9 protein-coding genes and 3 tRNA genes are annotated in these 13,866 nt (G+C 42.5%); all 12 read right to left on the reverse strand.

Annotated elements, in window-relative coordinates; translation table 11 throughout:
* Positions 1–49: 49 nt before the first annotated feature.
* The 12 genes from IC572_RS05960 to IC572_RS06015 all read right to left on the reverse strand — a co-directional run bounded on the left by IC572_RS05960 (position 50) and on the right by IC572_RS06015 (position 13,851).
* Positions 50–8,722, reverse strand: coding sequence for a DNA-directed RNA polymerase subunit beta/beta' (locus IC572_RS05960; protein ID WP_187855399.1), 8,673 nt, complete (start codon positions 8,720–8,722; stop codon positions 50–52).
* A 221-nt stretch (positions 8,723–8,943) separates the two neighbouring features.
* Complete coding sequence (gene rplL / locus IC572_RS05965) at positions 8,944–9,321, reverse strand: 50S ribosomal protein L7/L12 (protein ID WP_001018228.1); 378 nt, start codon at positions 9,319–9,321, stop codon at positions 8,944–8,946.
* A 42-nt stretch (positions 9,322–9,363) separates the two neighbouring features.
* A complete protein-coding gene (gene rplJ / locus IC572_RS05970) occupies positions 9,364–9,858 on the reverse strand; it encodes a 50S ribosomal protein L10 (RefSeq protein WP_042633184.1) in 495 nt (164 codons plus the stop codon).
* Between the two features lie 108 nt (positions 9,859–9,966).
* Positions 9,967–10,671 carry a 50S ribosomal protein L1 gene (gene rplA / locus IC572_RS05975; RefSeq protein ID WP_001085839.1) on the reverse strand — a complete coding sequence of 235 codons (705 nt, stop codon included), beginning with the start codon at positions 10,669–10,671 and terminating at the stop codon, positions 9,967–9,969.
* Positions 10,672–10,715: 44 nt separating this feature from the next.
* The gene (rplK, locus tag IC572_RS05980; protein WP_001085997.1) at positions 10,716–11,141 is read right to left on the reverse strand and encodes a 50S ribosomal protein L11; all 426 of its coding nucleotides are present in this window, start codon (positions 11,139–11,141) and stop codon (positions 10,716–10,718) included.
* Positions 11,142–11,158: 17 nt separating this feature from the next.
* On the reverse strand, positions 11,159–11,686 hold the full coding sequence (nusG, locus tag IC572_RS05985) for a transcription termination/antitermination protein NusG (RefSeq protein WP_001846772.1): 528 nt from the start codon (positions 11,684–11,686) through the stop codon (positions 11,159–11,161).
* Between the two features lie 29 nt (positions 11,687–11,715).
* Entirely contained in the window at positions 11,716–11,895 is a 180-nt protein-coding gene (secE, locus tag IC572_RS05990; RefSeq protein WP_000362125.1) for a preprotein translocase subunit SecE, read from the reverse strand.
* A 141-nt stretch (positions 11,896–12,036) separates the two neighbouring features.
* Positions 12,037–12,112 (reverse strand) — tRNA-Trp (locus IC572_RS05995).
* Positions 12,113–12,151: 39 nt separating this feature from the next.
* Entirely contained in the window at positions 12,152–12,310 is a 159-nt protein-coding gene (gene rpmG / locus IC572_RS06000) for a 50S ribosomal protein L33 (RefSeq protein ID WP_000865159.1), read from the reverse strand.
* A gap of 33 nt (positions 12,311–12,343) precedes the next feature.
* Positions 12,344–13,543: an elongation factor Tu gene (gene tuf / locus IC572_RS06005; RefSeq protein ID WP_001040574.1), complete on the reverse strand. Its 1,200-nt coding sequence runs from the start codon at positions 13,541–13,543 to the stop codon at positions 12,344–12,346.
* A gap of 127 nt (positions 13,544–13,670) precedes the next feature.
* Positions 13,671–13,745: transfer RNA gene (locus IC572_RS06010), tRNA-Thr, on the reverse strand.
* A gap of 29 nt (positions 13,746–13,774) precedes the next feature.
* Positions 13,775–13,851 (reverse strand) — tRNA-Gly (locus tag IC572_RS06015).
* Positions 13,852–13,866: the final 15 nt, after the last annotated feature.

The following is a 13,866-nucleotide window of genomic DNA, read 5'->3' on the forward strand; positions in this document are numbered from 1 at the left end:
CCCATTCTACCCTAATTTTTCTTTTAAAAATCTTAACCGATTTTTTATATCAAAATTTAGGGCCATCTTCAAGCGTTCTTAGCACGATTTTTTTATTCTTATACATGCCCGTTCCCACAGGGATCATCCTCCCCAACACCACATTCTCTTTCAAATCCTCTAAAAAGTCTTTTTTCATCGCAATACTGGCTTCTGTTAAAACTTTAGTCGTTTCTTGGAAAGAGGCCGCTGAGATGATGCTATCGCTCCCAATAGCCGCTCTGGTGATCCCTAAAAGCACCGGTTCAGCGATCGCTGGCTCGCCTTTTAAAGCGATCACACGAGCGTTTTCTTCTTTGAAGAGTTTTTTACTGACTAAATCCCCTTCAATAAACTTGCTATCCCCGCTGTCTAAGATGCGCACTTGTCTTAACATTTGAGACACAATGATTTCAATGTGTTTGTCTGCAATGCTCACCCCCTGCCTGCGATACACTTGCTGGACTTCGCTCACAATGTATTTATAAAGCTCTTTTTCGCCGCTGATCCTTAAAATATCATGGCTTGAAATTACTCCATCCGTCATCGCCTCTCCTGCATGCACAAATTCATCGGCATGCACTAAAATTTGCTTGCCTTTATCCACAAAATAGTCCATGGAACGGCCATCTTTAGAAGTTACGATGATGTGTTCTTTATTGCGAATGGGTTTGCCAAAACTCACTATCCCATCCACTTCAGAAAGGATCGCCACATCTTTAGGCTTGGGTTTTCTCGCTTCAAAGAGTTCAGAAACCCTTGGAAGACCCCCAGTAATATCCCTGGATTTAACGGTCGCTTTAGGGATTTTCGCTAACACTTCAGCCTGCTCCACGCTAGAGCCATCGCTAATAGCGATAGAAGTTTTTGGCTCTAGGAAATAACGCGCTTCTTCGCCATTAGCCCCCTCTAAAAACAAGCTTGGTTTATACCCGCTTGGAATGTAATCATTCACCACTAGGCTTGTGATACCGGTATTTTCGTCTTCTTTTTCAGCGACTGTAACCCCTGCGATAACATCCACAAAACCCACCTTACCTTTAAAGTCCGCAATGATAGGGGTGTTGTAAGGATCCCATGTGGCAATCGTTTTGAAAGTGTTAGTCGTGGGTTTAGAGATCACGCTATTAGCGCTCACTTCACTATTATCATCAATCAAGATCTCAGAACCCCTAGCGATATAATGGCGAGCGGCTTCCCTACCATTATCATCAGCTACCACCGCAAACAAGCCTTTTTCACTCACCATATCGCCCTTTTTGATCCCATGGGTGCGCTCTAAATGGTTAGCCTCTAAAACATAGTATTTGATTATGCCTTTTTCTTTGGCATACACATCTTGCGCAATAGGGTCATTATCCTTGACTAGCAATTCGCTCGCATAAGGGATGCGATTAGGCACATTCCAGCCCTCTTGGATAATATCAGCGATACTTCCTCCCTTATGCACTTTATGCCCACTAGCATAAGGCAAATACACTTTCCCCTCAATCTTACCGCCAACGCCGGCTAATTCGCTCGGCTTGACAATATCGCTTCTTCTTAAAACGAACTTAGCTTCTTGCTCGCCATTTTTCACGCTCACAACGACTTCTTCATAGACCGTTTCAATGCGTAATTCCCCATCAAAAGGCGCTTTAATCTTAGGCTCTACCACTAAAATAGAAGCGTTACGGCGGTTAGCGATAATGTTTTTACCCTCTTTATTCGTGTAAGTCCTAAGGTTGTAAAAACGCACAAAACCTTCTTTGCTCGCTACAATTTCGCGCTCATCCTGACTCCTGCTCGCTGTCCCGCCCACATGGAAAGTCCTTAAAGTGAGCTGCGTTCCAGGCTCCCCGATAGATTGTGCGGCTACCACGCCCACCGCTTCACCTGGATAACTCATCTTGCCTTCGCCCAAATTCAAGCCATAGCATTTCGCGCACACGCCCTTTGGTGCTTTACAAGTTACTGGGGTGCGGATCGTAATGGATTTAATCCCGGCTTCAACCACCTTTTTAGCGCCCTCTTCATCAATCAAAGTGTCCGCATAAAGCAAGATTTCATTCGTAATGGGATCGATCACATCTTCTAATAAAACGCGCCCAAAAATACGCTCTTCTAAAGGCTCGATCAATTCACTCCCCACCGCAATATCCGTGATTTCAATCCCTTCATGCGTGCCGCAATCATCAGCTACTACCTTGACATTTTGCGAAACATCAATGAGCTTTCTTGTCAAATACCCCGCATTGGCTGTTTTTAGCGCTGTATCCGCTAAGCCCTTTCTAGCGCCATGCGTGGAGTTAAAGTATTCTAAAACATTCAACCCCTCTTTAAAGTTAGAAATAATGGGCGTTTCAATGATACTGCCATCCGGCTTTGTCATAAGACCCCTCATCGCTGAAAGCTGACGGATTTGCGCCGCGCTACCCCTTGCGCCGCTATCAACCATCATATAAATAGAGTTAAAGCCCTCTTTATCTTTTGCGATAGCGGTCATCATTTCTTTACTCATTTTGTCATTGACTTCAGTCCAAGTGTCAATGATCTTATTGTAACGCTCTTGATCAGTGAGCAGCCCTTGATCGTATTGTTGCTGGATTTTTTTAACCTCTACTTTGGCTTTTTCCACCATTTTTTGCTTGTCTTTTGGCGTGATAATATCTTCCATAGAGATAGAAATACCAGCCTTAGTCGCATACCTAAAGCCAAGCGTTTTCAAATGATCCAAAAAGGTTGCGGTAATACCGATACCGCCCACTTTATGCACATAATCCACAAGCACGCCAATATCTTTTTTCTTCATGGGTCTGTTCCACAAATCCGTAGGGATAAAATCAGGCAAAATGGACTTAATGATCATGCGCCCCGCGCTCGTAGCGATAATATTCCCTTGATCTAAAACCCTAATCTTTGCGTGGATGTCTAATTCTTTCGTGTCAATAGCGGTGATGATTTCATTCACGCTAGAAAAAAGCTTATGCTCGCCCTTGACCCCACTCTTTTCTAAAGAAAGATAATAAAGCCCTAAAACCATATCCTGGCTAGGAATGGCTACGGCTTTACCGCTAGCGGGTAAAAGAATGTTCATAGAGCTTAGCATGAGCACCTTGCATTCAGCGATCGCTTCCTGGCTTAAAGGCACATGCACCGCCATTTGATCCCCGTCAAAATCGGCGTTAAACGCTGAACACACTAACGGGTGCAATTGGATCGCTTTGCCGTCAATGAGCTTTGGATGGAACGCTTGAATGGATTGCTTGTGCAAGGTAGGAGCACGGTTGAGTAACACCGGATACCCCTCTGTGATTTCTTGCAAGCACCCCCACACTTCATTGCTTTTTTGCTCAATCATGCGTTTAGCTTGTTTGAGCGTGGTAGCATAGCCTCTCTCTTCAAGCTTGGATAACAGATGCGGTTTGAAGAGCTCTAACGCCATGTTTTTAGGCAACCCGCATTCATCCATTTTAAGATTAGGCCCCACCACAATCACGCTTCTGCCTGAAAAATCCACGCGCTTACCTAAAAGGTTTTGCCTGAAACGCCCTTGCTTGCCTTTAATGATCTCGCTGAGCGATTTTAAAGGCCGTTTGTTAGCCCCTTTAACCGCATTGGTGCTACGGCCGTTATCAAAAAGCACATCCACGGCTTCTTGCAACATCCTTTTTTCGTTGCGCACAATGATTTCTGGCGCCCCAAGCTCCATTAGGCGTTTCAAACGTTGGTTACGATTGATGACACGACGATACAATTCATTCACATCGCTGACCGCAAACTTCCCGCCATCTAGAGCGACTAAAGGCCTTAAATCCGGTGGCAATACCGGTAAAACCGTGAGCATCATCCATTCAGGCCTGTTACCAGAATTTAAAAAGCTTTCTACCACTTTCAAACGCTTAATGAGTTTTTTCTTTTTCGCATCCGAGTTAGTGTCTTTCACCTCTTCTTTCAAACTCTGCAATAAGGTAATCAAATCAATTTCTTCTAACAAATCCTTGATCGCTTCGCCGCCCATTTGCGCCACAAAGCCCCTATCTTCGTATCTTCGTGAGATATTTTGATACTGCTCTTCATTCAAAATATCGTATTTCATCACAAGCTTAGTGCCTTCATTGTCATAAGCGGCTTCGCCTGGCTCTTTAACGATATAAGCTTCATAATACAACACGCGCTCTAAATCTTTCATCTTAACGCCTAAAAGCGTGCCGATACGGCTAGGCAAGGAATTGACATACCAGATATGCGCTACAGGAGTGGCCAATTCAATATGCCCCATTCTAAAACGCCTGACTTTGGAATGCGTGATCGCCACGCCGCATTTTTCGCATGTGCCAATATCTTTGAAGCGAGGCTTTTTGTATTTACCGCACAAGCATTCATAATCTTTAGTGGGACCAAAGATTTTCATGCAAAACAAGCCGTCTCGTTCAGGTTTTAGGGTGCGATAATTGATCGTTTCTGGCTTTTTAACTTCCCCATAACTCCAAGAATGGATTTTTTCAGGGCTGGCTAGAGTGAGCTGGAAAGAGCTAAAGTCTTTAGGCCTGTCATCTTCTTTGATCATAATGGGTTTAGGCGCTCCATCCTCATCCACATCGTCCCCAAAAATATTAATATCCAAAGCGAGCGACTGCAATTCTTTAGTCAAGACATAGAAAGTCTCAGGGATTTCGCTCTCGCCCACTTGCTCACCTTTAGCGATAGCCCTATAAGCGTTCTCTCTGCCTCTAATATCATCGGATTTAATGGTAAGCATTTCTTTTAAGGTGTGCGCCGCGCCATAAGCTTCTAGCGCCCACACTTCCATTTCCCCAAACCTTTGACCCCCAAAGAGCGCTTTACCCCCAACGGGTTGGTGCGTTACTAGGCTATAAGGGCCTGTGCTTCTGGCATGGACTTTTTCATCCACTAAATGGTGGAGTTTGATCATATACATATAGCCCACATTCACGCGTTCCCTCATTTTTTCGCCGGTGCGCCCATCATACAGATCCATTTTGCCATCCATAGCGATCTTGGCTAACTCAAATAGCTTGTAAAATTTTTCTTGCGAGATGCCTTCAAACACAGGGATAGCCATCTTAACGCCCTTGCTCCAATCTTTAGCGTATTCCAAAAGCTCTTCATCAGAGCAATTCTCAAGAACATGGATTGTCAAGGGGTCTTTTTCATTAATGGCGTTAGCGATTTCTAGCATTTTAGCGCGCAATTCTTTGGCAAAGTCTTTGGTTTTATCCTCTAGCATGCTAGCGATTTGTTTCCCAAACTCTTTCCCCACTAAGCCTAAATGCATTTCTAAAATCTGCCCGATGTTCATGCGGCTTGGCACGCCTAAAGGGTTTAAGACAATATCTACAGGCTCGCCATCAGCGGTATAAGGCATATCCGCAACCGGCACGATATTAGACACAATCCCTTTATTCCCATGCCTTCCTGCCATTTTATCGCCCACTTTAAGCTTTCGTTTTGTAGCGATATAGAGCTTGACTTTTTTGATCACGCCATTAGGCAAAATATCATCTTTTTCTAAAATAGAGAGCTTTTCTTCATGCTCTTCGCCCAAAACTTTCTTTTGCTCTAAAAAATTGTTTTTAGTGATTTCATAGTGGTTTTGCACTTCTTTAGAATACTTTTTGACTAAACTAGCCAAAGTGAAGCGGTTGATTGAAGCGATTTCTTCTTTAGGGATTTGATCGCCTTCTTTATAGTCCTTACCATTATGGCTGAAAGGCTCTTCTAAAATCGCTTGAGAAAGGAGCGAACTAACGCGCAACAATTCTTCTCTATTGAGCATGGTCAAGCGGTCAAAATGCTCCATATCAAGCTTGGCTTTTTCTTCTTCATACGCGCTCAAAACTCGCGCGTCTTTCTCATAGCCTTTTTTAGTGAAGACCTTCACGTCAATCACCGTGCCTTCCAAACTGGGGGGACAATACAAACTCTTATTGACCACATGCCCGGCTTTATCCCCAAAAATAGCCCTTAAAAGCCGTTCTTCAGGCGTGCTTTTAATCTCGCCTTTAGGGGAAGTCTTGCCCACTAAAATCATGCCAGCGCTCACATAAGTGCCGACTTTAACGATCCCGCTTTCATCAAGATGAGCGAGCGCTTCTTCTTTCACATCAGGAATATCAGCGGTAAATTCTTCCACACCATGCTTAAGCTCCCTAGCGTCCACTTCTTTTTCATAAATGTGGGTGGAAGTGAAAATATCATCTTTAGTGATGCGCTCACTCACCACGATCGCGTCTTCAAAATTGTAGCCATTCCAAGGCATGAACGCCACGCGCACATTTTTCCCTAACGCTAACTCGCCCCTATCCATGCTAGGGCCATCAGCGATGATTTGCCCGGCTTCCACTTTATCGCCCACCTTAACGATAGGGACTTGATTGAAACTGGTGTTTTGGTTGGTGCGCAAGTTTTTTTGCAAAGAATACGCATCAATATAGGCCTCTTCTTTGCCTTCGCCTAAAATGTAAATATTTTTAGAATCAATTTTTTCTACAACGCCTGCGCGATTAGCCTTGATCGCTCCCCAAGAATCCCTAGCGATAATTTTTTCAATCCCTGTGCCTACAATGGGGGCGTCGCTTCTTAACAAAGGCACGGCTTGGCGTTGCATGTTAGTCCCCATTAAGGCGCGGTTGGCGTCATCATGCTCTAAGAAAGGAATGAGCGATGCGGCGACCCCTACTAGCATGCTAGAGCTTAAATCCATTAAGGTAACTTTACTCTTTTCGTTTAAAACGATCTCGCCTTCCACGCGCGTTTCAATCAAATCGCCCAAAATATTACCCTCTTCATCAATGGGGGTGCTTGCGGGAGCGATGATGTGGCTGTCTTCTTGAATAGCGGTCAAATAAATCGTCTCACCCACTACCTTGCCATCCACAACCTTTTTATAAGGGGCTTCAATAAAGCCTAAATCATTCACCCTCGTGAAAGTGGAAAGGGTGTTGATCAGACCGATATTTTGACCTTCTGGAGTCTCAATGGGACAAATTCGGCCATAATGCGTGGGGTGCACATCTCTGGCTTCAAACCCTACCCTGTCTTTGACTAACCCCCCTTCACCGAGTGCTGAAAGGCGGCGTTTGTGCGTAACCTCACTCAAGGGGTTCGTTTGATCCATAAATTGCGAGAGCTGGCCGCCCATGAAAAATTCCATGATGGTGCTGGTGATCATTTTAGAATTGACTAAATCATGGGGCATGAGCGAATCAAAAGCCCCGCTCATGGTAGTGAGCTTGTCTTTAATGGTCTTTTGCATTTTCACTAAGCCTGAATGCAATTCATTGGCCAATAATTCCCCAACGGCCCTAATCCTACGATTGCCCAAGTGATCCCTGTCATCAATCTTGCCCTGATTGTTTTTGATTTTCATGAGGTATTTAACGGTGGTGATAATATCTTCATGCGTTAAAGTCGTAATGTAATCAGGCACATGCAAGCCTAACTTGTGATTCATTTTCATGCGCCCCACCATGGTCAAATCATAGCGTTCAGGGTCAAAGAAAAGTTTTTTGACAAATTGCTTAGCCACTTCAGTCGTAACAGGATCGCCTGGCTTCATAACCTTATGGATACGAATCGCCGCTAGAGCGTTTTCATCGTCAATCTTTTCAGTTTGCTTGAGCAATTTCAAAGACTCATAATCGGCCAAAAAAGAATGGATAATGGAAGCGTCATGCCCTAACGCTAGATCGTTGATGATCACAAATTCTTGCACGCCTAAATCGTGGATTTTTTCTAATTTGTTTTTATCTAGCTGAGTGAGCATGTCCAATAAGACTTCTTTCCCCACCATAACAGGCTCAGCTAAATGACGATTGATTAAAATATCCATAGGGTATTCCACCCATTCTAAATGGTTTTCTTTAAGCTCTTTAATCTTTCTTGAAGTGAGCTTTTTACCCGCTAAAAGAATAACCTTGCCTTGAGGATCTTTCAAGTCAAATTCCATTCTTTGATTAGCGTCTAATGAAGCAAACGGGATCAAATATTTATCGTTTTCATAACGCACTTTAACAAGCGGGTAGAACATTTTAATGATGTCTTGTTTTTGATAATCCATCGCCCTGAATAAAATGGTAACAGGCACTTTACGGCGTTTGTTGATACGAGCATACAAAACATCTTTAGAATCGTATTCAAAATACAGCCACGAACCCCTATCAGGGATGATTTGCCCTGTGTAAATGAGCTTGTTTAAAGAAGTGCTGGATTCTTCTTCTTTGAAAATCACACCGGGGCTTCTGTGGAGTTGATTGACCACCACGCGCTCCACTCCATTAATGATAAACGAAGTGCGTTCTGTCATCAAAGGGATCTCACGAATGAAAATGCTTTGTTCTTTAATATCCTTGATTCCGTTCTTTTCGCCACTTTTGGTATCTTTTTCCCACAAGATCAAGCGCACTTTAATTTTGAGCGGGATAGAATAGGTAATGCCTCTCTCCATCGCCTCTCTAACGGTGTATTTAGACTTGCCAAATTCGCAACCTGCGTATTCTAAAGTGATGCGGTTATGCTCATCTTGGATAGGGAAAATGGATTTAAAAACCTTTTCAATCCCGCTCTCTTTGCCATCTTTGGAATACAAGAAAGAATCATAGCTGTCTCGTTGTAGTAATAATAAATTAGGAACTTCTAAATCTGTCGGGGTTTTTGTAAAATCAGCTCTCAAGCGGTTTTTTAGGGGAATTTTTTTTGACATATTTCAAGCCTTTGATCAAAAATTTTGAGTTATTTAATGCATTAATTCAAGTAAGCATTGCAAAAGGATCTTTAAATTTTAGAACCATCCATGATAAAAATACCAAACCCACCTGCAATACTAACCACTTTAGGCCACACGCTCACAAACAAAATCATGGAGCAAAATCATCTGCCACGCTAGATCAGAGAAAGGCGCAAAGGCCTTTCTGTTTTTAAGTCTTACTTGACTTCAACCTTAGCGCCTACTTCTTCAAGTTTCTTCTTGATGGTTTCAGCTTCTTCTTTATTCACGCCCTCTTTAAGCACATGAGGGGTTTTTTCGGTAGCGTCTTTAGCTTCTTTCAGGCCAAGTCCAGTGATTTCACGAACCACTTTAATCACCTTAATTTTTTCAGCACCGCTATCAGCCAAAATCACATTAAATTCGGTTTTTTCTTCGCTCTCAGCCGCTGCACCGCCAGCTACAGCCGCACCGGCTACGACCGTTGGAGTCGCGCTCACGCCAAATTTTTCCTCAAACATTTTAACCAATTCAGAAAGCTCTAAAACGCTCAATGAACCAATATACTCTAACACTTCTTCTTTTGAAATTGCCATAATCCAATCCTTCAAATTTTTTTAAATTAAGCCGTAAGGCTCTTAGTTTTCTTCTTTCGCTTTACGCAAATTGTCTAAACCGGTCACAAAATAACGTGCCGGAGCCGTCCAAACAGAAAGCAACATTCCCATAAGCTCTTCTTTGCTTGGGAGTTTTGAAACCGCTTCCACATGAGCTACGCTAACGCTTTCTTTATCAAACAAGCCCGCTTTCAACACAAAGTGATCTTTATGCTCTTTTTGGAAATCAAACACGAGTTTAGAGAGAGCGATTTGATCACCGCCCCACAAAAACACATTGGTTTCTTTCAAATCCAAATCAGAATAGCCAGCCTCTTTCATGGCAATATGAGCGAGAGTGTTCTTAATCACTTGCACTTTAATGCCTTGAGTGCGAGCCTTATTCCTTAAAGCTTCCAACTTTTTCACGCTAAGACCCTTATAATCGCAAATTAAAAGGGCTTTGGCATCTGCAAATTGCGATTTTAAGTTAGCGACTAGCTCTACTTTATGCTGCCTTTGATGTTGTTTTTGCATCTTTTCCTCCTTTCTAGACTAGACCTCTGCAAGATTATCTTTTTAAAAAAGAAATTTTAAGCTTTTTAGCTCTTACGATCTTCAGCCTAAGATTAAAAACTCCTAACGCTATTTAATATCCATCAATTCCTGTGCGTCCAAACTCACTGAAGGCGACATGGTGAGCGAAAGAGCAGCGTTTCTAATATACTTGCCTTTCGCGCTACTGGGTTTTAGGCGGTTGATCGTTTTAACCAACTCAAGCATGTTTTCTTTGATTTTTTCTTCAGGAAAACTCGCTTTGCCAATAGGGGCATGAACATTGCCCTTTTTATCCACCCTGAAATTCACTTGACCGCTTTTAGCGTTACTGACCGCTTTAGCAATATCCATCGTAACGGTTCCAGTTTTAGGGTTTGGCATCAAACCTTTAGGGCCTAAAATCCTACCCACTTTACCGACAACCGCCATCATATCAGGCGTTGCGATCACCATGTCAAAATCAATACGGCCGTTTTTGATTTCTTCAGCCAAATCGTCTCCGCCAACGACATCAGCCCCAGCGTTCTTGGCTTCATCTTGTTTAATGTCTTTTGCAAAAACAGCCACCCTCACTTTTTTCCCTGTTCCATGAGGAAGCACCACCGCACCGCGCACCATTTGATCCGCATGCCTTGGATCAACCCCTAGCCTTAACGCTACTTCCACGGTTTCATCAAATTTGGCTGAAGCGAGGGATTTAACCACCTCTACGCCTTGCTCTACGCCATACGCTTTATCGTTTTGAATTTTAGAAAAAAGTTTTTCCAATCTTTTAAATACTTTTTTTGCCACGATTCTAATCCTTAAAAATTTCTTTCAATTCCAACAAAACCCAATTAATCCACAACTTCTACGCCCATGCTCCTAGCGCTACCCATAACGATTTTTTTGGCCGCTTCCATGGTGCTTGTGTTTAAATCTTCCATTTTCAATTGTGCAATCTCTTCCACTTGCTTGTGGGTGAGCTTTGCGATCTTATTTTTGAGCGGGTTGTCAGAACCTTTTTCAACCCCAGAAGCTTTTTTGATCAAATCCGTTACCGGAGGCTTTTTAGTGATGAAAGTAAAACTTTTGTCTTGATAAACCGTGATAATCACTGGGATATTAAAACTCCCCATGTCTTTAGTTCTCTCATTAAAAGCCTTACAAAATTCCATGATATTAACCCCTCTTTGGCCCAACGCTGGCCCTACGGGAGGTGAAGGGTTTGCCTTACCGGCAGGGATTTGAAGTTTGATTTCTCCGACTACTTTTTTAGCCATGTTTTCTCCTTAAAAAGTTATATAATTTTTTCCACTTGCGAATGCAAAATCTCTATTGGAGTGTTCCTACCAAAAATAGAAACATTGAGCTTGAGTTTGCGGTGCTCCACATCATACTCTTCCACCGTAGCGGTAAAGTTCGCAAAAGGGCCTTCCACCACGCGCACCACTTCGCCTTGCTCAAAAAAGATTTTTGGCTTGGGGGCTGCTCGGTTATTCATTTTTTCTAAAATATGCCCAATATCCGCTTCACTCAATGGGGTTGGCTTTTTATTTTCTCCAATAAAACGGCTCACTCTTGGCAAAGATTGTATCTTATGCCACAAAACCGTATCTAAATCCACCTTAATAAAAACATACCCAGGATAAAGGCTTCGTTCCGTTACTTTCGTCTTGCTTTTTTTAGAAACCTCTATAATATCTTCAGTAGGCACAATAATCTCTTGTATCCTGTCTCTTATATTATGGTCGTTCGCTAGATTCTCAATCGCTTTCTTAACGGACTGCTCGCTCCCTGAATAAGTTTGTATGGCATACCAATCCATCATTATTCTCCTTATTTAAAGCCACCAACCTATAGAACACTAGAGACAAAAGCCCCTAGAGAAAAATCCAACAAAGCTAAAAACAGCGTGATAGCACTCACAACCACCAAAACAGAAACAAGTGCATTGCGTATCTGCTCCTTAATAGGAAATATCACTTTAGAAAGCTCTTCTCTAGCTAATTTATATTGCATGAGCCATTTATCCATAGTTTCTTTTCGCCCTCACTTAAACTTAATACATTTATACATTAAAAGAATTTTCAATTTTATCCAAAATAGCTTAAACTAAAATTAAAAAATTAAAAACAATCCAATTGAAACAAAAATTTGATAGAATAAATTAGTAGATGGCAGGCCAGGAGGGACTCGAACCCCCAACAACCGGTTTTGGAGACCGACGCTCTACCATTGGAGCTACTGACCTAACCTCCCCTCCTTTTAAATCACAACACAAAAGAAAGAACTAGCTCTTCAATTTGATTTCTTTATGAAGAGTGTGTTTGTTTTCCCTTGGGCAGAACTTCTTAAGCTCCAGTTTTTCAGTGTTAGTTTTAGCGTTCTTGGTTGTGCTGTAATTGATGTCTTCACAATCAGAACACTTCAACCCTATTTTAACTTTCATAATGACCCTTTATGGTAACTCTTTTTGCTAATATTATTCAATAATATTACTCACAACACCAGCACCAACGGTCCTACCGCCTTCACGAATCGCAAATTTAGTTCCCAACTCTAACGCAACAGGGCTAATCAACTCTACAGTGATTTTCACATTATCGCCAGGCATAACCATTTCTACGCCTTCAGGAAGGGTGATAGAGCCAGTCACATCAGTCGTGCGCACATAGAATTGCGGACGGTAGTTGGTGAAGAATGGAGTGTGTCTCCCGCCTTCTTCTTTAGAAAGGACATAAATTTCTCCCTCAAATTTCTTGTGCGGAGTGATAGAACCTGGTTTGCATAGAACCATACCGCGTTCTACTTCTTCTTTTTTAGTTCCTCTCAAAAGCACGCCCACATTATCGCCGGCTTCACCTTTTTCCAACTCTTTCCTAAACATTTCTACACCGGTTACAGTCGTTTTTTGTGTAGGTCTGATACCAACGATTTCCACTTCATCGCCTACTTTCACCACGCCTCTTTCAATCCTACCTGTAACCACAGTCCCTCTACCCGCAATAGAGAACACATCTTCAACCGGCATCAAGAAAGTTTTTTCAGTGTCTCTTTCCGGAGTAGGGATATAGGCATCCACTTCAGCCATAAGTTTAAGCACTTTTTCACCCCATTCACCCACATTACCAGCCTTTGCTTCTTCTAAAGCTCTCAAAGCTGAACCCGCTATGATAGGAGTGTCATCGCCAGGGAATTCATACGCACTCAACAACTCGCGCACTTCCATTTCCACAAGCTCTAACAATTCTTGGTCATCTACCATGTCTTGTTTGTTTAAGAAAACAACAATGTGAGGCACGCCTACTTGACGAGACAATAAGATATGCTCTCTGGTTTGAGGCATAGGGCCATCAGCTGCAGAAACAACCAAAATCGCTCCGTCCATTTGTGCCGCACCGGTGATCATGTTTTTTACATAGTCAGCGTGTCCTGGGCAATCCACATGCGCATAGTGTCTGTTTTCAGTCTCATATTCAATGTGAGAAGTAGCGATAGTGATCCCTCTTTCTTTTTCTTCAGGGGCGTTATCAATATTATCATAGTCTTTCATTTCTGCAAGACCTTTCAAAGAAAGCACCGCTGAAATCGCTGCACTCAAAGTCGTTTTACCATGGTCTACATGCCCAATGGTTCCAATATTAACATGCGGCTTAGTTCTGTTAAACTTTTCTTTTGCCATTTGTATTTCTCCTTAATTTTATTGAAATGGATTTTAGAATTATACTAAACAAAATCCTAAGTATTCCTAAATGCTACCACAAAATTTAAGACATTTCTGTCTTATCGCCATTCAAGAGATTATAAACTGGAGCCTATAAGCGGAATTGAACCGCCGACCTCTTCCTTACCAAGGAAGTGCTCTGCCTCTGAGCTATATAGGCGTCTCAAAAACTAAAATGTTATCCTAAAATGGAGCGGGAAACGGGACTCGAACCCGCGACCCTCAGCTTGGAAGGCTGATGCTCTAGCCAACTGAGCTATTCCCGCATCTAAAAAAACAAA

Origin of the sequence: Helicobacter pylori (genome assembly GCF_014496485.1) — a bacterium.
GTDB lineage: Bacteria > Campylobacterota > Campylobacteria > Campylobacterales > Helicobacteraceae > Helicobacter > Helicobacter pylori_DD.